This is a genomic window from Streptomyces sp. 796.1 (assembly GCF_047525675.1).
GTDB lineage: Bacteria > Actinomycetota > Actinomycetes > Streptomycetales > Streptomycetaceae > Streptomyces.
In genome coordinates this window covers 13,292-36,535 of the sequence record NZ_JBLIWA010000019.1, presented here as the reverse complement: position 1 = coordinate 36,535, position 23,244 = coordinate 13,292, and the positions used below count along the sequence as shown (strand labels likewise).

Annotated in this window: 21 protein-coding genes; 8 read left to right on the top strand and 13 right to left on the bottom strand. The window is 71.4% G+C overall.

All coding sequences use genetic code 11. From position 1 onward, the window contains the following. Window positions 1-12 precede the first annotated feature (12 nt). The gene (locus ACMA1D_RS14825; protein WP_414724430.1) at window positions 13-990 is read left to right on the top strand and encodes an acyl-ACP desaturase; all 978 of its coding nucleotides are present in this window, start codon (window positions 13-15) and stop codon (window positions 988-990) included. A 136-nt stretch (window positions 991-1,126) separates the two neighbouring features. On the opposite strand, the gene ACMA1D_RS14820 is transcribed toward ACMA1D_RS14825, so the two are convergent. From ACMA1D_RS14820 to ACMA1D_RS14805, 4 genes are all read right to left on the bottom strand, one after another. Continuing rightward, window positions 1,127-1,504, bottom strand: coding sequence for an immunity 51 family protein (locus ACMA1D_RS14820; protein ID WP_414724429.1), 378 nt, complete (start codon window positions 1,502-1,504; stop codon window positions 1,127-1,129). A 355-nt stretch (window positions 1,505-1,859) separates the two neighbouring features. Then, window positions 1,860-2,204 (bottom strand): 4Fe-4S dicluster domain-containing protein, encoded by a 345-nt coding sequence (locus tag ACMA1D_RS14815; protein ID WP_414724428.1) that lies wholly within the window; start codon window positions 2,202-2,204, stop codon window positions 1,860-1,862. Further along, the gene (locus ACMA1D_RS14810; RefSeq protein WP_414724427.1) at window positions 2,201-3,136 is read right to left on the bottom strand and encodes a hypothetical protein; all 936 of its coding nucleotides are present in this window, start codon (window positions 3,134-3,136) and stop codon (window positions 2,201-2,203) included. The genes ACMA1D_RS14815 and ACMA1D_RS14810 overlap by 4 nt, the downstream gene beginning before the upstream one ends. Further along, window positions 3,133-3,291, bottom strand: a complete 159-nt coding sequence (locus ACMA1D_RS14805) for a hypothetical protein (protein ID WP_414724426.1) — start codon at window positions 3,289-3,291, stop codon at window positions 3,133-3,135. The genes ACMA1D_RS14810 and ACMA1D_RS14805 overlap by 4 nt, the downstream gene beginning before the upstream one ends. A 148-nt stretch (window positions 3,292-3,439) precedes the next feature. Between ACMA1D_RS14805 and ACMA1D_RS14800 the strand changes: the two genes are divergently transcribed. Together ACMA1D_RS14800 and fabI are read left to right on the top strand one after the other, a co-directional pair. Further along, entirely contained in the window at window positions 3,440-4,300 is an 861-nt protein-coding gene (locus ACMA1D_RS14800) for an alpha/beta hydrolase (protein WP_414724425.1), read from the top strand. Beyond that, on the top strand, window positions 4,297-5,076 hold the full coding sequence (fabI, locus tag ACMA1D_RS14795) for an enoyl-ACP reductase FabI (protein WP_414724424.1): 780 nt from the start codon (window positions 4,297-4,299) through the stop codon (window positions 5,074-5,076). Before ACMA1D_RS14800 ends, fabI begins: the two co-directional genes overlap by 4 nt. 101 nt (window positions 5,077-5,177) lie before the next feature. On the opposite strand, the gene ACMA1D_RS14790 is transcribed toward fabI, so the two are convergent. Next, the gene (locus tag ACMA1D_RS14790; RefSeq protein ID WP_414724423.1) at window positions 5,178-5,828 is read right to left on the bottom strand and encodes a TetR/AcrR family transcriptional regulator; all 651 of its coding nucleotides are present in this window, start codon (window positions 5,826-5,828) and stop codon (window positions 5,178-5,180) included. Window positions 5,829-5,958: 130 nt separating this feature from the next. Further along, on the bottom strand, window positions 5,959-6,855 hold the full coding sequence (locus tag ACMA1D_RS14785) for an alpha/beta hydrolase (RefSeq protein ID WP_414724422.1): 897 nt from the start codon (window positions 6,853-6,855) through the stop codon (window positions 5,959-5,961). Window positions 6,856-7,119: 264 nt separating this feature from the next. Between ACMA1D_RS14785 and ACMA1D_RS14780 the strand changes: the two genes are divergently transcribed. Next, a complete protein-coding gene (locus ACMA1D_RS14780) occupies window positions 7,120-7,554 on the top strand; it encodes a hypothetical protein (RefSeq protein WP_414724421.1) in 435 nt (144 codons plus the stop codon). Window positions 7,555-7,745: 191 nt separating this feature from the next. On the opposite strand, the gene ACMA1D_RS14775 is transcribed toward ACMA1D_RS14780, so the two are convergent. The 4 genes from ACMA1D_RS14775 to ACMA1D_RS14760 all read right to left on the bottom strand — a co-directional run bounded on the left by ACMA1D_RS14775 (window position 7,746) and on the right by ACMA1D_RS14760 (window position 13,906). Continuing rightward, entirely contained in the window at window positions 7,746-9,191 is a 1,446-nt protein-coding gene (locus ACMA1D_RS14775; RefSeq protein WP_414724420.1) for a glyceraldehyde-3-phosphate dehydrogenase, read from the bottom strand. Window positions 9,192-9,599: 408 nt separating this feature from the next. Further along, a complete protein-coding gene (locus ACMA1D_RS14770) occupies window positions 9,600-10,385 on the bottom strand; it encodes a hypothetical protein (RefSeq protein WP_414724419.1) in 786 nt (261 codons plus the stop codon). 41 nt (window positions 10,386-10,426) lie between these two features. Beyond that, window positions 10,427-11,734, bottom strand: a complete 1,308-nt coding sequence (locus ACMA1D_RS14765; protein ID WP_414724418.1) for a serine/threonine-protein kinase — start codon at window positions 11,732-11,734, stop codon at window positions 10,427-10,429. Window positions 11,735-11,746: 12 nt separating this feature from the next. Continuing rightward, window positions 11,747-13,906: a serine/threonine-protein kinase gene (locus tag ACMA1D_RS14760; protein ID WP_414724417.1), complete on the bottom strand. Its 2,160-nt coding sequence runs from the start codon at window positions 13,904-13,906 to the stop codon at window positions 11,747-11,749. A gap of 1,156 nt (window positions 13,907-15,062) precedes the next feature. Between ACMA1D_RS14760 and ACMA1D_RS14755 the strand changes: the two genes are divergently transcribed. From ACMA1D_RS14755 to ACMA1D_RS14745, 3 genes are read left to right on the top strand one after another with little or no spacing between them, the layout of a single operon-like run. Beyond that, window positions 15,063-15,725 (top strand): DedA family protein, encoded by a 663-nt coding sequence (locus ACMA1D_RS14755; RefSeq protein ID WP_414724416.1) that lies wholly within the window; start codon window positions 15,063-15,065, stop codon window positions 15,723-15,725. After that, on the top strand, window positions 15,722-17,188 hold the full coding sequence (locus ACMA1D_RS14750; RefSeq protein ID WP_414724415.1) for a sensor histidine kinase: 1,467 nt from the start codon (window positions 15,722-15,724) through the stop codon (window positions 17,186-17,188). Before ACMA1D_RS14755 ends, ACMA1D_RS14750 begins: the two co-directional genes overlap by 4 nt. Continuing rightward, entirely contained in the window at window positions 17,179-17,823 is a 645-nt protein-coding gene (locus tag ACMA1D_RS14745) for a response regulator (RefSeq protein WP_414724414.1), read from the top strand. The genes ACMA1D_RS14750 and ACMA1D_RS14745 overlap by 10 nt, the downstream gene beginning before the upstream one ends. A gap of 327 nt (window positions 17,824-18,150) precedes the next feature. Here the strand turns inward: ACMA1D_RS14745 and ACMA1D_RS14740 are convergent, their stop codons facing one another. Beyond that, window positions 18,151-19,179: an ornithine cyclodeaminase family protein gene (locus ACMA1D_RS14740; protein ID WP_414724413.1), complete on the bottom strand. Its 1,029-nt coding sequence runs from the start codon at window positions 19,177-19,179 to the stop codon at window positions 18,151-18,153. Window positions 19,180-19,520: 341 nt separating this feature from the next. Here ACMA1D_RS14740 and ACMA1D_RS14735 point away from each other — a divergent pair, with 341 nt between their 5' ends. After that, window positions 19,521-21,905 (top strand): MMPL family transporter, encoded by a 2,385-nt coding sequence (locus ACMA1D_RS14735; protein ID WP_414724412.1) that lies wholly within the window; start codon window positions 19,521-19,523, stop codon window positions 21,903-21,905. Window positions 21,906-22,070: 165 nt separating this feature from the next. On the opposite strand, the gene ACMA1D_RS14730 is transcribed toward ACMA1D_RS14735, so the two are convergent. Together ACMA1D_RS14730 and ACMA1D_RS14725 are read right to left on the bottom strand one after the other, a co-directional pair. Continuing rightward, the gene (locus ACMA1D_RS14730) at window positions 22,071-22,886 is read right to left on the bottom strand and encodes an alpha/beta fold hydrolase (RefSeq protein WP_414724411.1); all 816 of its coding nucleotides are present in this window, start codon (window positions 22,884-22,886) and stop codon (window positions 22,071-22,073) included. Window positions 22,887-23,015: 129 nt separating this feature from the next. Next, entirely contained in the window at window positions 23,016-23,237 is a 222-nt protein-coding gene (locus ACMA1D_RS14725) for an MbtH family protein (protein WP_349993424.1), read from the bottom strand. Between the last annotated feature and the right edge of the window lie 7 nt (window positions 23,238-23,244).

Sequence of the window (23,244 nt, the reverse complement as noted above, 5' to 3'; positions counted from 1 at the left end):
GAAGAACGCGTCATGCCCCCCATCGATCGATCCGACCGCAGCGTCGCCCGCGCCGAGCGCTTCCTGCTCACCGAGCTCCAGCCGGTGGTGGAGAGCAATCTGCACCGGCACCTGGACGTCGCCAAGGAATGGTTCCCCCACGAGTACGTCCCCTGGAGCGCCGGGCGCGACTTCTCCGGTCCGCTCGGCGGCCAGGAGTGGACCCAGGACGAGGCCACCCTGCCCGAGGTGGCCCGCACCTCGCTCGTGGTCAACCTGCTGACCGAGGACAACCTGCCCGGCTACCACTTCGCGGTGGCCGAGTTCGGCAAGGACGGCCCGTGGGGCAACTGGGTCGACCGCTGGACGGCGGAGGAGGCCAGGCACGGCGCCGCGCTCCGCGACTACCTGCTGACCACCCGGGCCGTGGATCCCAGGGCCCTGGAGCGCGCCCGGATGGCACACATGTCGGCCGGGTACGACCGCCCCGACGGCTACAGTGCGCTGCACGCGATCACGTACGCCGCCTTCCAGGAACTGGCCACCCGCATCTCGCACCGCAACACCGGCCAGATCAGCGGCGACCCGATCTGTGACGCCCTGCTGGCCAAGATCGCCGCGGACGAGAACCTGCACATGGTCTTCTACCGCAACCTGGTCGAGGCCGCGTTCGAGCTGGCACCTGACACCGCCATGGAGGTCGTACGCGACGTCGTCGTCGGCTTCGAGATGCCCGGCTCCACGATCAAGGACTTCGGGCGCAAGTCCGCCGAGATCGCCATCGCCGGCATCTACGACCTCCGGCTGCACCGGGACAGCGTCGTCATGCCCATCCTGCGCAAGTTGCGGGTCTTCGAGCAGGAGGGCCTTGGCCCGGTCGGCGAGGCGGCGCGGGAGGAACTTGCCGCCTTCGTCGCACAGTTGGATGCCAAGGCGACGTCCTTCACCGACCGCCGCGAGGGCATCCGCGCGGCGCGCGCCAAGCGCGAGGCGGCCACCGTCGCCGTCTGAGGAATGACCGGCCTCCGCCCCCGTCCCCGCGGCCTGAGCAGCCTGGGGCGGGGGCGGAGCCGTCTTCTCCCGCAGCACCCGGGCAGCAGGCACCGGCACCCCGTCCCGGGCGGGCCACCCCGCCGGGCAGCCCCGATCAGTCGAACCAGTCGGGGTCCGCGGTCGCGAGATAGTCGGCGAGCACCTTCGGGTCGCGATGGGCCTCGGCCAGCAGCGCGCCCAGCTTGCGCAGCGCCTCGGCGTCGGAGCCGTACGCGACGAACATGCCTGCCTCGCAGTCGTACTTGAGCCGGTCCGCCACCTCGGGGGCGCGGGCGTGCACCGCGGATCTGGCCACGGCCTCCCAGTCGTACCCGCCGCCTTGGTGACCGTGCTGGTCGAAGAGCGCGGTGGTCGAGCCCATGTGGTCATCGCTGAGCAGCAGGCCGTAGCTGCCGGGGGCGTGGTCGTACGCCAGGAAGACCAGCGGTGCGAAGCTGTCGCGGTCGGTCGACTCGTTCGTGTGCGTCGTCATGGTCCAACCCTAGGCGGAGGGTGTGACAACGCCGCCGCACGAGGGCGGCGGCGTCGGCGGCCCGCCCCCCTCCGGCGGACCGCCGTCACCGCCGCCCTTGCCGGGCCCACCACCGGTACGGATTCCCGGTGGGCCCGGCCTCCCCGCGAGCGCCGTCCGCGCCACGACCCGGCACGGTCGGGGCCGGCCGACGCGCTGCCCACCCCCGTAGGGCTCACCAGCGGCCGAGCCCTCGTCGGGCGGGCGTCCGGCCCGAGTAGGTGACGTCAGCGGCAGGCTGCGTCGGGGGCCGCGGACCCGGTGGTCACAGCACCGGGTCCGCGGCGCTCGGGCGCGGGCGTGGGGCGGTTGCGGCTCAGGGTTGCCGTGGGGCCAGTTCGGCGGTCAGGGACGCCCACTTGTCCGGCTTGCCGTTCCAGTCGTCGCCGTCGGCGAGCGGGGAGACCGGCACGGTGGCCAGCGGCAGCCGGGAGGCCAGCCGGGCGTTCCACTCCAGGGCCGGTTCCAGATCGGGCGTCAACTCGCCCTCCGGGTAGATCGCGTCCGCCGGGCACGCCTCCACGCAGTTGCCGCAGTCGATGCACTCCACGGGGTCGATCACCAGGAAGGAGTCGGCCTCCCGGAAGCAGGCCACGGGGCAGTAGGTGACGCACTCGGCGAACTTGCAGTGCACGCACTGCTCGGTGACCACGTGCGTCACGCCCCCTCCCCCCGTCCGGCGCGGGAGGTGAGGCCGAGCAGTTCGGCCCGGGCGGCGACGAAGCGCTCCCCCGTCTCGACCCCGAGGTCGTACGCCTTCACCAGACCATCCGCCGACGCCGCCGCGTAGTCCACGCCCAGCTCCTTCAGGTCCTGCTCCGGCTTGATGACCAGGACCTGCGCCCCGCCGATGGTGGAGCCGTCGGCGATCTCCTCGCTCGCGTACAGGTCGCGGAAGAGCGGGAAGGGGTCGCAGCCGATCGCGATGACGACGTCGACGCCGGTGGCCGCCACCTCGCGGGCGGGGCAGGAGCAGGTGTAGGAGGCGTCCACGTACGCCTCGCCAGCCACCTCTGCCGGCACCTTCCAGGCGTGCAACATGCGGGTGGAGGCGTAGGCGACCGCGTCGTAGTTGTCCGGCGTCAGGGCGGGCTGCTCCCCCGTGGGCAGCCCGCGGGAGGAGAACACGACGGTGGACAGGTTCTCCTCGACCCAACTCCGGTCCCCGGCGAAGACGTTGCGCAGCAACTGCTTGCCGAGTTCTTTGGCGCCGGGGCCCTGTGTGAGCTCGGCCGCGGCGGCGTTGGTGACCTTGCTCGTGGCCAACAGGAACTCCGGCGCCCCGGGAGCGAAGAGCCCGGCGCGCAGCGCGGGGCCGTAGCTCTCGATGCTGTCGAGCACCACCTGGCTCATGCCCTTCTCCTGGGCCCCGGCCGCGGCCCCCAGCCAGTAGTCGACGCCGGTGCGGCGCGCCTGGCCGATGGCGGCGAGGCCGCCGGAGAGCACCGAGGAGGAGGCCGTGCCGTACACCTCGGCGCGCACTCCGTGGTCCTCGAAGGCGGAGAGCACCCCGTGGCCGTAGGAGCCCTTCAACATGCCCGCCGCGATGGCGATCCCGATGCGCCGCGGGGCGCCGGTGCCGGTTTCGGTCATCGTGCCACCCGCTCTCCGGCCGACGCCGCACGGGCGTCGCCCTGGAGGAGTTCGGCCTCGATCACGGAGTCCAGGTGGTCCTTGAACCACTGGTTCGGGCCCGGCTGACGGGCCGCCTTCCGGCCCGGGTCGGGACAGGAGTGCGCAAGCGCCATGTCGTCCTCCAGAGGAGAGAGTTGACGGCCAAATACTAGCACGACCGTCCGTTTACATTTCACCCCAGCACGCCCTTGAGCTGCGCGCAATATAAGCGAACGGTCGTGCTAGTATCTCGCCGACTCTGATCGATCGGGAAGGCGTGCCATGGACCCCGCGACGTCAAGTGCCAATGCGGCCCTGAGTGATGAAGGGCAGGAGCTGTACGACCTCTTCCGTCGACCCCAGGGCCGCAGCCGGCCCCGCCCCGACGAGCGCGCGGCCATCGAGTCCGCGCGCACCGGTGAACTGACCGTGGGCGGCAACCGGGTGGTCACCTACCGCTGGGGCGACGGGCGGCGCCCGGTCCTGCTGGTGCACGGCTGGGAGTCACGCGCCTCGCGGTACGCCAAGGTCATCGCCCCGCTCGTGGAGCTCGGCTACAGCCCGGTGTCCTTCGACGCCCCCGGCCACGGCGAGTCCGATGGCGACAGCACCACCCTGGTCGAGTACCGCGACATCATCACCGAACTCCACGCCTCCTGCGGTGACTTCGAGGCCGTGGTGGCGCACTCCTTCGGTGTCATGGGCTCGCTGCTCGCCCTGCGCGGCGGGGTGCGCGCCGGCCGTCTGGTGGCGGTGAGTTCCGTACCGGACTTCGGGTACGTCGTCGAGGCGTTCCGCATCCGACTCAAGCTCTCCCCCGAACTGGTGGCGGAGCTCAAGCACCGCATCGAACGGGACCTGTACCCGGGCGAGGCCGACATGTGGACGCGGTTCTCGGTCTTCCACGGGGCCGCCGACTTCCACCTCCCGCTGCTCGTCATCCACGACGAGGACGACGTGGCGGTCGACCCCGAGCAGTCGCGCCGCATCGCGCGCGTCTACGAGGGCCAGGCACGCCTGGTCACCACCCGCAGGTTCGGCCACGGCCGCATCCTCGGTTCGCCCCAACTCATTTCCGAAGTGACGGACTTCGTGACGGCCGGCGCCCGCGCCGACGTCCAGCAGACGGAGGTAGCACGATGAGCGGCATCCTCGCCGGCAAGCGCATCTTGGTGACGGGCGTCCTCATGGAGTCCTCGATCGCCTTCCACACCGCCCGGCTCTGCCAGGAGCAGGGCGCCGAGGTGGTGCTCACCGGGTACGGCCGGATGAGCCTGGTGGAACGGATCGCCCGGCGGCTGCCCAAGCCCGCCCCGCTGATCGAGCTCGACGTCCAGGACAAGGGCCATCTGGAGAGCCTGGCGGACCGCATCAGGGAGTCCGTGGACGGCGACGGGCGGCTGGACGGGGTGGTCCACTCGATCGCCTTCGCCCCGAGCGACGCGCTGGGCGGCAACTTCCTGTCCACCGGCTGGGACTCGGTGGCGACCGCGGTCGAGGTCTCCGCGTACTCCCTCAAGGCCCTGGCGATGGCCTGCCTGCCGCTGATGAAGGAGGAGGGCGGGGCGATCGTGGGCCTTGACTTCGACGCCAGCACGGCCTGGCCCGCGTACGACTGGATGGGCGTGGCCAAGGCGGCGCTTGAGTCCACCTCCCGCTACGTGGCCCGCGATCTGGGCCCGCACGGCATCCGCTGCAACCTGGTGGCGGCCGGGCCGATCAAGACCATGGCGGCCAAGTCCATCCCGGGCTTCGAGACGTTCCGCGCGGTGTGGGAGACCCGGGCGGCGATCGGCTGGGACCTGTCCGACCCGGAGCCGGCCGCGCGCGCGGTGGTGGCGCTGCTCTCGGACTGGTTCCCGCGCACCACGGGCGAGATCGTGCACGTCGACGGCGGCGTGCACGCGATGGGCGCCTGAGGGACCGGCAGCGACACCGCGGCGGCCCACCCCTGGCGAGGGGTGGGCCGCCGCGGTGTCCGCCAGACCGCCGTGGGCAGGGCCGCAGGACCGCCCCGCCCTCAGGGAAGCTGCGGCACCAGCTCCGGGTCGGTGACCACGTCGCGCAGCCGGCTGACGATCGCCTTGGCCGCCATGTCGTACGCGGTGACCTCGTTGTGCAGCACCGACTCGGCGTTCGACATCTCCAGCATGGCGACGATCTCGAAGATCAACTGTGGCACGTCGGCGTCGGGCGCGATCTGGCCGGCCTTCTGGGCGTCGCGCACCGTCTGCTCCAGGTAGGAGATCCAGTTGACGCGGGCGGCGGCCAGGGTGTCGTGCACCTTGCCCTCGCGGGCGTCGTACTCCGCCGAGACCGAGTAGAAGAAGCAGCCGCCGGGGAAGACCCGCTCCCGCGAGTAGGTCAGCCAGCCGGTGCACACCCGCCACAGCCGCTCCACGCCCGGCGGCAGGTCACGGGCGGGCTGTACGACGTGTTCGAGGAAGACCTTGATGGCCGCGCGGACGGTGGCCAGTTGCAGGTCTTCCTTGGAGCCGAACAGGGCGAAGACCCCGCTCTTGCTGAGCTTCAGCTCGCTGGCCAGTCGCCCCAGGGAGAGCCCTTCGAGCCCTTCGACCGAGGCGATCTCCACGGTCCGCTTGAGGATGAGCTGACGGGTCTGGTTACCGCGAGCGACCCGGCCGTCGATGTGTGTCGCGTTCGCTGCCATACCCGTACCTACTCTCGTGTGCCAGACCCTCTTCGTGCTGGTGGGGGCAGTCAAGTGTAGCGAATATGCGGACGATCGTGCGGTTAGCGCCCGGCGGGGCCGCTCGGCGCCGGTGTCGCATCCCGGTGCCTCACTCCGCCGAGGCCAGACGCACCTCGTCCGCGCCGACCGAACTCGGGCCGCTCCGGACGAAGTCCACCGCCGTACGCACCACGGCCGCATCGCTCAGGATGCGCCGGTGGCCGAGTTCGGTCGTGGTGACGAGCTGGGCCTGGTCGCCGAAGGCGGTGACGATGCGACGGCCCTGGGCAATCTCGATGCGCGTGTCACCCTCGTCGTGGATGACCAGGACCGGGGCGGTGACGTGCTCGGTCGCATGGGTCACCGAGAAGGGCATCCGCTCGGCCGGCAGGTCGGGGAAGAGGTTCTTGGCGATCTGGTCGCGCAGCCGGCCCTGGAGCGCGTCGCGCAGCCGCAGTTCGGTGAAGAACTCCCCGATCAGGTACTCGAAGTCGCAGACCGGGCTGATGGCGACGACCTTCTCCGCCTTGGCCCCGCGGGTGAGCGCGAAGAACGAGGCGAGCACGCCCAGCGAGTGCGCGATGAGCGCGTCGAACGTCCCGTACTTGTCGTGCAGGGCGGTGATCACCGCGCGGTAGTCCAGGATCGTGGTGCTGCGGCCCGCCGCGTCGCCGTGGCCCGGCGCGTCGAAGGTGATGACGCTGTGGCCCTGGTCCAGGAGGGGCTGGACGAACGCGGCCAGCCGGGAGCCGCGCGACTGCCAGCCGTGCACCAGGAGTACGGGGCGGCTGCCGTCGCCCCAGCGGTAGACCACGGCCTGCTTCCCGTCGGCGGCCGGCAGCCGCTCCACCTCTGCCTGCGCGAACAGCTCGCGCTCACTGCTGCGCAGCTTGCTCCGTACGAACGGCATGTGGAACAGGCTGAACGCACCGGCACCCGCGAGCGGTCCCGAAACCCGAGAGACAACGTTGAGGGTGGTGCTGGCGACTGCCTCGATGGGGCGCATGCCCGCGACTCCTCGTTCGACGTCAGGGGCTGGCATGTTAGCACGAACGACCGTTCAGATTTAGTCGCCGTGGCCGGAATTCACGGGAGGACAGGCGTTCGCGGCCGATATGTGCGGTCGTTGGTTGAGGCCGGTGTTCCAGATCGACACACTTGGGTCGCCGCTCAGGCCGGAGGCGTCGCACTGACCGCACGTCAGGCACGCCGCGCGGCACCGCCTGGGCCGTACGGTCAACACACCGCCCCGAGGAGGCCGAGGGATCACATGCCGACCCCTATCTGGTTCGCGCCGTGGAAACCCGGGCCCGGCGGCCGTCAACGGCCTGACGCCGAGACCGGTCCGATCGTCGTGAGCGTCACCGAGTTCACCGCCCGCCGCCCCTGGACGGCCGTGGGCGTGGCCTCCGCCGGGATGACGCTGCGCCGGAGTTGGGGCGAGTTGGACGGCGCGGTCGGGGTGTGGCTGTGGGCCTCGTCCGACCTGCGGCGCCCCCGGTCCGGCGCGGTCTCGGTCTGGCGCGACATGGACGCCCTCCACGGCTTCGTGGCCCGGCCCGACCACCTGAAGATCGTGCGCGCCTACCGCAACCGGGGCACCTTGCGCTCCACCGCCTGGGAGGCCGAGCGCTTCGACCGGAGGGCGACCCTGACGACCGCACAGGCGCTGCTCGTCGGCGAGTCGGCCTGGCCCGAGCAGTAGTCGGCGGGCGGGGCCGAGCGGGCCCCGTGGGTCCGGGGCACGGCCAGACCTTCGGCGCCGCACCCGGCCCGCCGCCCCTGCGGGTCACAACGAAGGCCGCCCGTGCTCCGTACGCCTTCGTACGGAGCACGGGCGGCACTCCTTGTGTTGCGGGCGGCCCGCCCCGCTAGTGGGCGGCCGGACGCCGGCGATTAGGCGACCGGCGCCGGGAAGGTCGGGTACTCCACCCCGGAGACGTGCTGGACGACCCGGATGACCTGGCAGGAGTAACCGAACTCGTTGTCGTACCAGAGGTAGAGGATCGCGTCGTCGCCCTCGACCTTGGTGGCGCCGGCGTCGACGATCGAGGCGTGGCGCGAGCCGATGAAGTCGCTCGATACGGCGTCGGGGGCGCTGATGAAGTCGATCTGTCGCTTCAGCGGCGAGGTGAGCGAGACGTTCCGCAGGTAGTCGAGGACCTCCTCGCGGGTGGTCTCGCGGCCGAGCCGGAGGCTGAGGATCGCGATCGAGACGTCGGGCACCGGAACCCGGATCGAGCTACCGGTGATCCGCGCGTTGAGGTCGGGCAGCGCCTTGGCGACGGCCGAGGCGGCGCCGGTCTCGGTGATGACCATGTTGAGCGGCGCCGAACGACCACGACGGTCCGACTTGTGGTAGTTGTCCAGCAGGTTCTGGTCGTTGGTGAACGAGTGGACGGTCTCCACGTGTCCGCGCAGCACCCCGTACTCGTCCGCCATCGCCTTCAGCGGCGGGACGATGGCGTTGGTGGTGCAGGAGGCGCAGGACAGGATCTGCTCGTCCGGCTTGATCGCGTCGTGGTTGACGCCGTGCACGACGTTGAGGACGTCACCCTTGCCCGGGGCGGTCAGCACGACCTTGGCGATACCGGGGCGCAGGTGCTGCGACAGGCCCTCGCGGTCGCGCCACCTGCCGGTGTTGTCGATGAGGATGGCGTCCTTGATGCCGTACGCCGTGTAGTCCACTGCCGAGGGGTCGTCGGCGTAGATCATCTTGATCTCGTTGCCGTTGGCCAGGATCGTGCCGTTGGCCTCGTCCACCGTGATGGTGCCCTGGAACTGGCCGTGGATGGAGTCCCGGCGCAGCAGCGAGGCGCGCTTGACGATGTCCTGGCCGCCGCCCTTGCGGACGACGATGGCGCGCAGCCGCAGGCCGTTGCCCGAGCCGGACTTCTCGATGAGCAGCCGGGCGATCAGCCGGCCGATGCGGCCGAACCCGTAGAGCACGACGTCGCGCGGCTCCCGGCACTCGATCTTGTTGGCCCCGGTCGCCCCGGCGACGGCCTCGGCGGTGAACTCCGCCACCGTGAGGCCGCGCTCGTCCGCGCGGTAGAGCGTGGCGAGCATGCCGATGTCGATCTGGGAGGGGCCGAGGTCGAGCGCGGCGAGCGCCTGGAGGAACGGCATGGTCTCGATGACCGAGAGCTCTTCGCCGGCTATCTGCCGAGCGAACCGGTGCGTCTTCAAGATGCTGACCACCGATTTGTTCACCAGGGAGCGACTGTGCAGCAGGACGGTGACGTCCCGCTCGCGCTGTAGCTTCCCGATGATCGGGATCATGGATTCCGCGATCTCCTCGCGGTTCTTCCAGTCAGTGAACGAGTCCTCATTGACAGTCACAGATTTATCTTTCGAGCTAGGCGGTGCTCACATGTTAGCCCTCCGCCGTTTGACTTCCCCCGCAGATGGTCGCCCCCGCGCCCGACCGGACCGGCCCGAGCACCGTGGAATCTGCCGTTCCACGAGGTCACAGGGGTCTGCGTGGGTCATACAAGTTGTCCATGTGGCGCCCCTCACTGCCTTACGAAACGGGGACGAAAGCCCCGACTGGGCCGCCGGAGCCGGCCGGGCGCGCCTTCTCGGGGCGGGGAATGGGAGCGGCGCAGAGCGCGGCGGGAGGACGACCGGGCGGACCAGGTCGGGCAGGGGCGGCGCAACGCGCAGCGCGGCGGGAACGGCACCAGGTGGCGGCGGCGCGGGGCCCGGCACGAACGGCGCGGGGCGGTGGCGGCTCGCCCGCGCGGTGCCTCACGGCCCTAGCAGGTCCAGGTCGGGACGGGTGAGCGTGGTGGTCACCAGCAGGTGGGTGATCAGGTTGTGGTTGAGCGCATTGCCGACCGGCTGCGGGATCTCCTCCTCCAGGAGCCCCGGCACCCCGTGCTCCCGGCTGAGCCGCTGGCGCACGTTGGTGACGATGTACGCCGCGCGCTTGCCGCTCCACCGTTCGTCGGGGCAGAGCACGCCGAGTTCGTCGGCGACCTGCGCCCAGGTGAGCGGCTGCGGATACGGCTCGTCGCGTAGGTAGCGCTGCGCCAGGCAGACCAGTACCAGCTTCTCGTCCTTGCGCAGCTTCTGTACGTCGTGGTCGTAGGTGTCCGCCTCGTGGGAGTTGCGTCGGGCCCACCGGTCCCCGGCCCCGGCGGGCGCGGTGACCCGGACCTCCAGCAGGTGTTCCTGCCGGGCCGAGACGATGAACAGCGGCGTGTAGCCGGCCGGCAGTTCCGCCTTGCCCCCGCCGAGCACCAGCCGTGCCTGCGGGAAGCGGATGGGCAGTTTGCCGGTGTTGCGCAGCATCCAGCGCGACGCCTCACGGGTGATCAGCCCCTGCTGACGGCTCACCCGGCGGTCCCCCGCGCCCACGCACACGTGGACGTCGGGCTCGTTGCGCCCGAACATCAGCGGAAAGTCGGCGTCCGGGGCGACGCTCATGCCCCCGTTGGCCCCCATGACGAACAGCGTGCCGGGACGGGCGGCCGGGGCGCTGCGGCTGAGGCTGCCGAGGTCCTGCGGGAGGATGCTGACCTTGCTCGTCATGGCGTGAGCCCTTCTTCGCGGGTGCTGGGGACTCTAGACAGCTACGTTCGGGAGGGGTCCCAGAACGCGACGGAGCCGCTGGCGTCCATGGAGTAGGGGGTCGGGCCGACGTGCGGGCTCACGGACTGCGGGCCGTGCCACTTCTCGGCGCCGTCCACACTGACCCGGCAGTCGAGGTCCGACGAGGGCGCGGTGATCCGCAACCGCCAGTCGACCCGGCCCAGGCGGCGCGGCACCTCGATGGTCTTCCGCCAGGCCAGCGGCACGTCGTCGAGGCTGGTGAAGGTCCCGTTGACCCCGTAATCGAGGGAGCCGAGCGGCCCGTCACCGGTGACCACGAACTGCAATAGCGCGGGCCCGGTCGGGCCGGCGGAGTGGGGCACCGAGGGGACGGGCGGCGTACCCTGCGGGCGCGCGCCCTGCTGCGAGGACTGCCCGCTCACCAGGCGGTCCACGGCGATGGCCGCGCCGCCGACCACCGCCGCCGCGCCGCCGACCAGCAACAGCCGGCGCCCGGGCTGACCCAGCGCGGGTGGCGGGTTGACCTCGGTGTTCGTCTCCCCCTCGATGGCCGCCAGCACCGCGGGCGGCAGCCAGCCGCTGGCCGACGCCCCGTCGGGGTTGGCCAACGGTTTGAGCAGCGTGACCAGTTCGGCTGCGGTGGGCCGGTCACCGGCCTCCGTACGCCGGCACGCCGCGAGCACCGTGCCCAGGGCCTCGTCGGCGTCGGGCCCTTCGGTGTGCTGGGGGCCGCGGGCGAACTGCACCGTCATGCCGAACGAGTAGACGTCGCTCGGCGGCCCCGCCTCGCCGGCCATCTGCTCGGGCGACATGAAGCCGCGGGAGCCCGCCGTGCCGGTGGCACGGGCGCGGGCGGCGATGCCGAAGTCGATCAGCCGGATCCCATCGGCGGTCAGCAGCACATTGGCCGGCTTGACGTCCAGGTGGACGACGTCGGCGCGGTGGACCGCGGCGAGCGACTCCGCGAGCCCGGCCGCCAGTCCGCGCACCACGGCGGGCGGCAGCGGCCCGAACCGCTCGACCGCGTCGCGCAGCGACAACGACGGCAGGAACTCCATCACCAGCCACGGCACCGCCGCCTCCGGGTCCGCAGCCAGCACCGGTGGGGTGTGCGCCCCGCCGACCGCGAGGGCCGCGGCCACCTCGCGCCGGAAGCGGTCGCGCTGCTCGGGGTCGTGGGCGAGTTCGGGGTGCATGACCTTGACCGCCACCGCCCGGCCGCCGCGCGACCTGCCCAGGTAGACGGTGGCCGCCGCGCCCGCGCCCAGCCTCGCGAGCAGCCGGCAGCGCCCCACGCTGCGCGGGTCGCCCCGTTCAAGCTGCTCCATGCGCGCCTCCGTTCACTGGGGTGGCTCGACGGCCTCGACGTACCCGTCCGCCGTGGCGAGCAGCACCAGCCCGCCTGCGGCGACGGCCTGGGAGCCGGTGGACGACTGGGACTCGGGGGCCGTCCAGGCTCCGTACACCGCCAGCACCCGGCCGTCGGTGGCGTCCAGCCCGTACACCGTCTGCTGCGGGCCCTGGACCCAGAGCGTGTCGCCGGCCAGGCAGAGCGTGTCCGACTCGGCGAACGTCCCCTCGGCCACCAGGCGCCGAGCCCACATCTGCTTGCCGGTACGGGCGCACAGGGCGCGCACCCGGCCGTCGACCTCACCGACGTAGACCAGGTCGCCCGTGGTGTGCCGGACGGAGCTGCGGTAGTCCACCGGGCGGCGCCAGGCGGTGCGCCCGTCGTGGCCGCGCAGGGCGTAGACGGCGCCCAGCGCGTCCCTGGTGACCACCAGGTCGTCGCTGATCAGGCAGTAGTTGGCGGCCTCGGCCAGCTCACGCCGCCAGCGGGTCCGGCCGCTGGCGGCGTCCAGGCCGACCAGCACCGGGCCGTCCACGGCCACCACCAGGCGGGCGCCGACGGCCAGCGCCTCGCCGTTGGCCCGGGCGGTCCAGCGGCGGCGCCCGTCCGCCGCGGCCAGGGCCCGTACCTCGTCATCGACCGCCACGCACACGAGCGGTCCGCTGGCAGCCGCGCCCCGGACGGTGACGGGCACCCGGCGCGTCCAGCGGACGCGTTGCGAGCGTGGGTGGACGGCGCGCAGCGCGTACGGCTCGATGGTCGTGGCGGGCCCGGCGTCGAACAGGTAGACCGCGTCGGGGCCGACCGCGACCGACTCGTCCACGGCCCGTTGTTCGCTGACCCGCTGCCAGCCGATCCGGCCGGTGCGCGGGTCGATGGCGGTCACCCGGTCGCGCCCGTCCGCGGCGATCACCATGGAACCCGCCCGGTACAGCCGCAGCGAGGCCGTGCTCACCCGGGTACGCCAGCGGCGGACCGCGACCGGCACCCGGGGCGCGGTGGAGCGCAACCGTGTGCCGGGGCGCCGGGCGGCGGGCTGCGGCGACTCGCCCGCCTGGGCCCGCACGCGGAGCACCAGCGGCACCGCGGCGCCGACCACGACCGTCCCGGCGGCCAGCGAGAGGAGCAGGGAGCGGCGGCCGGGGCGCGGCGGGACCGGCAGCGGCACCGGAATCTCGGCCAGGTCCACGCGCGAGACGTACGTGGTGGCGCCGGCGAGGTCTGCGGACCCGGTGGCGGGGGGCGGCGGTGCCGCCCGGCCGGGCGCCGGCTCGATGGGCGTACCGCGCGCGTCGATGTCCCGCGCCAGCGGGTCCGGGAGCCAACGGGTGCCCTGCACCGTGCTCTTGGGCCGGCCCAGGCGGTCGAGCAGGTCGGCGGCGGTGGGACGGTGGCCGGGGCTGGGGTGCAGACAGCTCGCGATGGCGGCGCGCAGCTTGCGGTCGGCGATCCGGTGCAGGTCGATGACCCCGCGTTGGACGCGCCCCAGCGTGGTGGCCCGGTCGGCGGTGCCGAACGGCTCCTCACCGAGCGCGGCGAACGCCAGGACCACACCGAGCGCGAAGACGTCGCCCGGCGCCTGCGTTTCGTCCCCTCTCGCCTGCTCGGGCGACATGAAGCCCACCGTGCCGAGCACCGAACCGGTTGCGGTGATGCCGGTCGCGTCCTCGGGTCGGGCGATGCCGAAGTCGATCACCCGCGGCCCGTTGGCGGTGAGCATGATGTTGCTCGGTTTCAGGTCCCGGTGGACGAGTCCGGCACGGTGGATGTCGGCCAGGGCCTCGGCGAGCGCGACGGCCAACAGGTGCAGTGCGGGTGGCGGCAGCTTGCCGTACCGGTCGACGGCCTGCCGGAGGGTCAGCCCGGGGAGGTAGCCCATGGCCAGCCACGGGGCCGCCGCCTCGGGGTCCGCCGCCAGCAGCGGGGCGGTGTACGCGTTGGTCACCAGCCGCGCCGAGTTCACCTCGCGGCGGAAGCGGGCGCGGTAGTGCTGGTCGCGGCCGAAGCGTTGGTGTACGACCTTGACCGCGACGGCCCGGCCGCCGGGCGAGCGCCCCAGGTAGACGACGCCCATTCCGCCCGCGCCGAGCCTGGCCAGCAACTCGTAGTCGCCCACGCGCCGCGGATCAGTTGGCTGCAACGGCTCCATCGGCGCTCCCCTCCGCCTTCCCCGGGCCACGGGAGCCCGGGCGTCCCTGTGCCGATTCCTCCATCACACGCCCCGTCAGTTCTGCTCCCCCACCAGAACATCGCCGACTGTAGCCGGTTCGGCGCGCAGCGGGACGACCCTTGTGTAATGGCCACGTAGGGGTCTGGGGCGGGCTTCTAGGGGTGAAGTAGGGGGTGTTGGGGTCTGTGTCGCTGGGTGCGGTGGGCGTACGGCGCCGCGGACCTGCACGGGGGCCTCGTCTCCCCGTCCCCTACGCCGCTCCCCTTCGCGATACCCGGTCCGGTCGGCTCGTGCACGCGTGGGGTGTGGGGGCTCGGGTGTGGGGGCTCGGGTGGGGGCGGTCCAATGGCTTCGGCCATGGCTGCTGGCTCGGTTGCTGGTGGTCTGGCTGCCCGGGTGGCTCCGAACGTGGCTCCTGGGTTACTGGGCTACTGACGTGGCGCACGTCATGGCTTTGGGGCGGTGGTGCGGCCGGCGGGCTGGCGGCGGACTGCCGGGTTGCCGGGGCTGCCGAGCGTGAGTGGGGCTGCTGAGCGTCGATGGGGGTGTGCGGCGGGTTGGCAGAGTCCTCGTGTGGAGCCTTCAGGGGCCGGTACCCGTGTCAACCCCCGCACCTGCGCTTGCCACCCCCTATTCCGTATTCCGCTCGCCCCATCCCGGTGGGACGCGGCGCCCCCAGCGGCCTCGTCCACCACGCTGGCTACGTCTGTCGTGTCTGCCATCTCTGCCATGCCGGCCCTATCTGCCCGCTGGCCTCACTGACCCCATCCCTGGCCCTGAGGACCCTGCCGATCCTGCTGGCCTCACTCGTCTCACTCGCCCTAGTGGCCCCACTAGCCGCGCTGGCCCCGGCACCACCGGCTCTACCAGCCCCACCAGCGCTGTTGGCCCTGCTCGTGCCTCTGGCCCCGCCGGTCCTGCCGGCCCCGCCGGTCTCCCGGTTGCTGCCCTGTCCCTCCGCTTCCGGCCGCGGGGGCCGGAAGCGGAGCTGTGGTTTACCGCAGGTGGTTGGTTGCGGGAAACGTCAGTGGGTCGGGCGGCAACCCGCATACCGCGGGCGAGCTGCGGTTTCTACGTTGGAAGGGTCGCGGCCTGAAGGCGCCGGCGACCGTTTCCGCCGACTCGGAGGCCATGCATGCATCAGATGAACCTCGCCCTGCCTGAGGAACCCGCGGGCGGCCTCGCGGGGTGGGCCGCAGACCTCGTGGACGCCATGGGCGGCCCCGGGGCGGGCTTGGCCATCGCGCTGGAGAACCTGTTCCCCCCGCTGCCCAGTGAGGTGATCCTGCCGCTGACTGGATTCGCCGCGGGGCAGGGGGTGTTGAGCCTGGCCTCAGCCCTGTTCTGGACCACCGCGGGCTCGCTGGTCGGCGCCCTGGTCCTGTACTGGATCGGTGCGCTCTTCGGCCGCGAGCGGATGCACGCACTGTGGGCGAAGCTGCCGCTGGTGAAGCCCTCCGACCTGGACCGTACGGAGGAGTGGTTCGCCAAGCACGGCACCAAGGCGATCCTGCTGGGCCGGATGGTGCCCATCTTCCGCAGCCTCATCTCCGTCCCGGCCGGCGTCGAACGCATGCGCCTTCCCGTCTTCATGCTGCTGACCACCCTGGGCAGCTTCGTGTGGAACGCGGTGCTGGTGCTCACCGGATATTGGCTGGGCGACCAGTGGGACGCGGTCGAGACCTACGTCGGGTTCCTCTCCAAGGCCGTGCTCGTCGTGGTCGTGGTATCCATCGTGGCGTTCGTGGTCGTACGCTTCCGTAACCGCAAGCAGGTCCGACAGCGCGGGACTTCATGACTGACGACGCACCCTCATCCCTCGGCGCCTCCCGGCCCGGGCAGTCTCACTGCCCCGGCTGCGGGGCGTCGCGGCCCGCAGCCCCTACGGCGCGCGCCGAACCGGACGCGCCCCACTCCAACTCCCCCGAGCCACCCACCCGACGCTCCGGCCGCGCCTTCGGTGCCGGGCTCGCCTTCGGCGCCGCCGCCGGCCCCGATCTCAGCCCTGGCATCAACCCCGATCTAGGTATCGGCGTCGGCATCGCAGCAAGTTATGGACACGGGCCCGAGCCCCGCCTCATGGTCGACGGCTTCAACGACGGCGATGGTGGGGCCGCCGACATGGGGCCCAAGCCCTCCTGGCCCCGGGTGGCCTGCGGGGTCCTGCTGGGTTGTGCCACGGCCCTGCTGCACACGCTGTTCTTCCTCCTGGCCGGCGTCGCACTGATCCCCTGGTGGCTACGGAGCAGTACGCGCGGCCGGGCGCTGACACTGCTGGCCCGATGGGGACGCCGGCTCACGAAGCTGGAGCGGATGCGGCGCTCGGCCTTCTTCTTCGACCGCTTCCCGCAGCACTACGAGGCGTCCGACCAGAAGATCCTGGGGTATCTGGCGACCCGCAGCTACACCGGCGTGGTGTGCGGCGTCGTGGTGGCCCTCCTGGGCTTCGGCGGCGCCCTGGCGGCGGTGCTGCTGACCGAGATCGCGCACGGCAGCCTCAGTTGGGCGGAGTTCTTCAGTCAGGTCCCGCTCGGCTGCGTGCTGCTCTTCCTCGACATCCAGGGCCTTGACTCGCTGGCCGCGCTGGACGCCCGGCTGGCCCACGAGTGCTTCGGGCCGTCCGAGCGCGAGTTGCTGCGGCGCCGCATCGACGAGTTGGCCACCAGCAGGGCCGCGGTCGTCCAGGCGGTGGACATCGAACGCCGGCGCATCGAGCGGGACCTCCACGACGGGGTCCAGCAGCGACTGGTGGCACTGGCGATGCTGCTCGGCCGGGCGCGCCGGGGCAGACACCCGGAGCAAGCAGCGGCCCTGCTGCTGCAAGCGCACCAGGAATCCCAGGACGTGATCACCGAATTGCGCGAGGCGACCTGGCGGATCTATCCGTCGGCGCTGGACAGCCTGGGCCTGGAAGAAGCGATCGGCGGGGTGTCCGAGCGGTGCAGCATCCCGTTGCGCCTGGAGTTCGACGTCGACCGGCCGCTCCCGAAGTCGGTCGAGGTGGCGGCGTACTTCGTGGTGTCAGAGGCGGTCAACAACGCCGCCAAACACTCCGATGCCACGCAGATCTCGGTCCGGCTCACCCTGCACGGGCCCGTACTGGTGGTGCGGATCGAGGACAATGGCGGCGGCGGGGCGAACCCGGCGGGTAGCGGGCTGACCGGGCTGCGCAGTCGGGTGGGCGCACTCGACGGCGTCCTCCGCATCGACAGCCCCCTGGGGGGTCCGACGACGCTGACCGCGGAGTTGCCATGCGTGTGATCCTCGCCGAAGACTCGACCCTGCTGCGGGAGGGCCTGGTCCGGCTGCTCATCGAGGAGGGCCACGAGGTCCTCGCCGCCGTCGGCGACGCGGTGTCCCTGATCGCCGAGGTCGAGAAGCAGGCCCCGGACACCGTCGTGGTCGACATCCGCATGCCCCCCACCCACACGGACGAGGGCGTGCGCGCCGCCCTGGAGATCCGCGAGCGGTGGCCCAAGATGGGTGTGCTGGTGCTCTCCCAACATGTGGAGCGCAACTACGCCGCCCAGCTCCTGGCGAGCAACGCGGAGCGGGTCGGCTATCTCCTCAAGGACCGGGTGGCCCAGATCGAGGAGTTCCTCGACGCGTTGGAGCGCATCAACGCCGGGGGCGCGGCCATCGACCCGGAGGTCGTACGGCAGTTGGTCATCCGCACCACGCACAGCGACCCGCTGGCCAAGCTCACCCCGCGCGAACGCAGCGTGCTGGAGGCCCTGGCCCAGGGGCACACCAACACCGCCATCGCGCAGAAGCTGCACATCTCGCTCAGTTCGGTGGAGAAGAACCTCAACTCCATCTTCGACAAGCTGGAGCTGTCCCACACCACCGGCTACAGCCGGCGCATCTTGGCCATCTTGCGGTATCTGGAGTCCTGAGCCCCGCGGTCGCGTACGGATGCCACGCCCCGTCGGCGAGGGGCGTTGGCCTGCTCCGCTGGGCGTGGGTGGGCCGGCGGGCCGGTGATGCGTGTTGCTGCCGCGGGCTGTTGCCGTGGTGGCAGGTCGCAGCGTGGCGCGTACGGTCGTCAGGGTTCGTCAGGGTCGTCCTGCGGGAAAGCGATGCCCGCGGGCCCCCGGGGCGGCGGGACGAGGGGCCCGGCTCGGCCGCGCCCACCCGCCCCGAGGCTCCCGCTCGCGCCGGGCCGCCCCTCCCCCGCCGGGCCGTCCGCGCTCGACGGTGCGAGCGAGGACGGCCCGGTCGTCTCACTCGAAGTCGTACGGGTTCAGCGCGTCCTCCGGCAGGTGTTCCAACTGCACCTGGTCACCGAGGCCGGCCTCGGCGGCGAGTTCCAGCAGGACGTCGAGGGCCACGTGGTCCTCCAACGCGAAGCCGGTCGAGTCGAAGACGGTCACCCGCTCGCGCTGGGCCTCGGCGAGCTCAGGCCGGGCGCACAGGGTCAGCAGGTCCGGGCCCAGGTCGGCGTCGGTCAACTGCTGGCACTCGCCCTCGCGCAGCGCCTGGCCCCGGTGGTCGGGGGTGACGAAGGCCGACTTCAGGACGGCCTTGGGCACCTCGAACTTGCCGATCAGGTCGGCACCGATGGCGTTGATGTGCACGTGCGGGCGCAACCGCTCGCCGAGCAGCACCGGGCCGTCGCCGACGCCGACCGAGGTGACGGTGCACAGGATGTCGGCCGCCGCCTCGATGTCGGCGACCGACGCCACCTCGACCTCGATGCCGAGGAATTCCGCACGCTCGGCGAAGGACGCCTCGTGCGCGGGCTCGATGTCATGGACGAGGATGCGCTCCAGCGGGAAGACGCGGCTGAGGGCGTGCGCCTGGGTCACCGCCTGCGCACCCGCGCCCACCAGGCCGAGCACCCGGCTGTCGGGGCGGGCCAACAGCCGGCTGGCGATGGCCGAGGCGGCGCCGGTACGGATCGCCGTGGGCAGGATGCCGTCGCAGACGGCCAGCAGTCGGCCGGTCACGTCGTCGTAGCGGGTCATGGTGCCGATGATGGTGGGCAACCGGTGCGTCGTCGGGTTGGTCGGGGTGTACCCCACCGTCTTGATGGTGATGGAATCGTCCGGCTGGTGGTGCGGCATCCACTCCAGAATGGCCGTATCGCCTGGGCCGCGCAGGAAACCGTCCCGTACCGGGGTCACGCCGTGTCCTTCGGGCGCCGCGAAGGCCGCGCCGAGCCGGTCAATCATTCGGTCCATGAATTGGTCGAAACCCTTTTCCTGGACGATCTTGGCAACATGATGCCGAGTAATGATGGTGGTTTCCATTTCTTCCCCTCAGTGGACTTCACAGAACGTCAGCTACCTGCCGTCAGAATTTCTAAAAATGCCGACGGATTCGACTAAATGAGCCGAGAAACGAGCACCCTTCGAAAAGCGCTAAAGGGAATTCGAAAATAGCTGTTGCATTCTTCTGTGGTCAAGCGCCCACAGCCGCCGTTACGGCTTCCCGCAGGGTGCGCCTATGGGAAACCACAGGGTCAGGCTTACGGGAAACTACGGCCACCTCGACGGTTTACCACGTGTCCATGTCCGGGCTGCGGAACTAGATTTTCTACTCCGATACGGCTGCCACGGCGGCTCCCGCATCACTGGAGGGAAACGAAACGGTGCGAAAGAAACCGGCTACCGTACGAATCGCGCGCTGGAGCGCAACGCATCCGTGGTCGGCCATCGGTCTGTGGGCAGTCTTCGTCGCCCTCTGCCTCTTCCTCGGCGGCGCCGTCGGCAGCAACAAGCTCGACGAGCAGGAGTCGGGCGTCCGGGAGTCGGGCCGGGCGGGGAAGATCACCGTGGACGGCGACTTCCCGGAGACGCCCGAGGAGAACGTCCTGATCACCATGGCCTCCGGCGGCCCGCTGGACGCCGGCAAGGCACGGGCGGCGGCGCGTGACCTCGCCACCCGGATGGCCGCGCTGCCCGAGGTGGCCAAGGTCGAGGACCCGGTCCCGGCGGAGAACGGCGAGGCGCTGCTGGTACCGGTGGAGATGAAGGGCGAGGCCGATGACGCCGCGTCGAACGTCCCCCCGCTCCTCGATGTGAGCTCCGAGGTCGAAGACGCACACGAGGGCCTGCACATCGATCAGGTCGGAACCGGTTCGACCGCCAAGGGCATGCAGGACACCATCGGCGAGGACTTCAAGAAGGCCGAGCTCATCAGCCTGCCGCTGACCCTGCTGATCCTGCTGGTGGTCTTCGGCGCCGTCATCGCGGCCGGGGTGCCGGTCATCCTCGCCCTGTCCTGCGTGGTGACCGCGATGGGCCTCTCCCACCTGGCCTCGCACGTCCTGCCGGAGACCAGCGCCATCAGCAACGTGATCCTGCTGATGGGCATGGCGGTCGGGGTGGACTACTCGCTCTTCTACCTCAAACGCGAACGGGAGGAACGCCGCAAGGGCAAGGGCCACATCGACGCCATCGAGATCGCCGCCGAGACCTCGGGACACACCGTCGTGGTCTCCGGCACCACCGTGATCGTGGCGATGGCAGGGCTGTACCTGGCGCAGGAAGCGACCTTCGCATCGCTGGCCACCGGTTCCATCATCGTGGTGGCGGTCGCCGTGCTCGCCTCGGTGACCGTGCTGCCCGCCCTGCTCGGCAAGCTCGGTCGCTGGGTGGACCGGCCACGGATGCCGGTCCTGTGGCGGCTGACGATGCGCGAGGGCGAGTCGCGGGTGTGGCCGGTGCTGCTCCGTCCGGCGCTGGTCAAGCCGTTCCTCACGCTCGTGGTCTCGGTCGGGGCGCTGCTCGCGCTCGCGCTGCCGGCGCTGGACATGAAGCTCAAGCAGCCCGGCTCCGACGACCTCTCCCGTGACATCCCGGTCGTCCAGGCCATGGACCGGCTCACCGAGGCGTTCCCGAGCGAGGGCACCGTGCACAAGGTCGCGGTGCGGGCGCCGGCCGGTGAGGCGGGGCAGGTGCAGGCCGCGCTGAAGGAGTTGTTGGGCCGTACGGAGGGCAACCCGCTGTTCGCGCACGACCAGAAGCCGGTCATCCGGGAGTCCGATGACCACCGGGTGCACACCGTCGACGTGGGCACGCCGTACCAACCCAAGCATCCGAAGGCCACCGAGTCGCTGAAGAAGTTGCGGGCCTGGGTGCCTGAAGTGCTGTCCGACGTGCCGGACTCGGAGGGCGCCGTGGGCGGCAAGGTGGCCCAGGGGCTGGACTTCACCGGGCATCTGAAGGCACGGATGCCCTGGGTGGTGGGGTTCGTCCTGCTGCTCACGATGGGCACGATGGCGTTCATCTTCCGCTCGCTGGCCGTGGCGCTCTCGGCCGTGGTGCTCAACCTGTTGTCCACTGCGGCGGCGTTCGGGGTGCTGGTGGCGGTCTTCCAGAACAGTTGGGCGGAGTCGCTCCTCGACTTCGAGAGCACCGGGGCGGTCGTGTCGTGGCTGCCGCTGTTCCTGTTCGTCGTGTTGTTCGGGCTGTCCATGGACTACCACGTGTTCGTCGTCAGCCGGATCAGGGAGGCGGCCCTTGAGGGCAGCGCCGTCAAGGAGGCCGTTCGCGACGGCATCACCCGCTCGGCCGGCGTGGTGACCAGCGCGGCCGTGGTGATGATCGGTGTCTTCGCGATCTTCGGGACGCTCAACGCCATCGAGTTCAAGCAGTTGGGCGTGGGTCTTGCCGCGGCCATCGCGCTGGACGCGGTCATCATCCGGATCTTCGTCCTGCCCGCGCTGATGGCCGCCTTGGGCCGGTGGAACTGGTGGCCGAGCCGGCTGGCGACGGCCACCCCGCAGCCCGTGGCCGGACCGGTGGGCGCACCTCGGCACGCGGCGGCCCGTCATGCGGCGCCGGCCGCCCACGACACGCCCACCCAGAACCTGGCGACCCGCGACCTGCCGCCGACCACCGCTCACCAGCCGATGCCGCCGCAGGCGCCGGAGGGGGCGGACTCCACGGTTCCGTACGCGCGGCGCTGGCCCGAGGGGCCCGTGCAGCACCAACACCACCAGGATCCGCCCCGCCCCGGCGGCCACGCCTAGCGCCGCGGCGGGCACCCGAGCGAGGGGGGAGGGTCATTCGCAACCCCCGTCGGAGGCTCTCCCTCCTCCCCCACGGGGTCGGGGCCGGTCGCATCGACCGGCCCCGGCCCCGGCCCCGGCCTCGGCTCCTGGCACTCCCCGCTCGCCGGGGACGACGGGCCCGCGTCAGTCGGTGACCAGGGCCCGGGTGAAGTACTCCACGATCGTGTCGTTCACCGTGGCCGGGTCTTCGAGATAGCCGTAGTGGCCACAGCCGTCGATGAGTTCGTAGCTGGCGCCCGGGATGGCGTCGGCCACCTCGCGGCCCAGGTGCGGCGGGGTGATCAGGTCGTCGGCGAAGGCGATGACCTGGCACGGCACCCGGATATCGCGGTAGGCGGCGAGCCGGTTGCCGAGCTTGCTGACCTCCATCTGGGCGCGCTGGCCGGGGCCGGTCGGGCCGATGAGTTCGAAGAGGTCGAGCCAGTCGGCCATCGCCGCGTCGTCGGCCAAGGTGCGCGGTGACAGCGATTTCAGTGCGTGCACCACGGCCGCGTACCGGGGCGGGAGTTCGGTGCCCGCGTCGTACAGGTCGATCTCGCTCTCGGTGATCGCCGAGCGCAGGACGTCGCTGCGAGCGCGGGTAGCCATCAGGACGGCCTGGCGTACGAGTTCGGGGTGGGCCAGGGCGAGTTCCTGGGTGATGAAGGCGCCGAGGGAGGTGCCGATGACCCGGCAGGGGCCGAGGTCCAGATGGGTGATGAGGGCCGCCACGTCGCGCACCATGGCGTCGAGGGTGAACCCTTCGGGGCATTCGGACGTCGGCGGGATGCCCCGGTTGTCCAGGGTGATGACGCGGAATCCGGCGTCGGTGAGGGCCGGCACCTGGTGCAGTTCCCACACGGTGCGGCTGCCGCCGGTCCCCTGGATCATGACCACCGGTTCTCCGGTGCCCCGGTCGTCGTAACTGAGTCGTATCCCGTTCACCGCAGCGACCGGCATCGCGTTCCTCCCCTGGTGACCGCGCCGTATCGGCGCGCTGACAGACGGATGGCCCGCCGGCCGGGTTGACGCCACGGGGCGCCGGCTGGCGGGCCATGCCGGGCGGGGCCGCAGCCCCGCCCCTGACGATCAGGCTTCGGCGCCTTCCATTTCCCGGATGAGGCTCTTGGGGCGCAGGTCGGTCCAGTGCGTGTTCACGTACTCAAGCGCCGCGTCCCGGGTGGCGTCGCTCAGGACGGTCTGCCAGCCGGCCGGAACCTCCGCGAACGCCGGCCACAGCGAGTGCTGCCCCTCATCGTTGACGAGCACGAGATAGGTGCCATCGGGGTCCTCAAAGGGGTTGGTGCTCATGGATCGC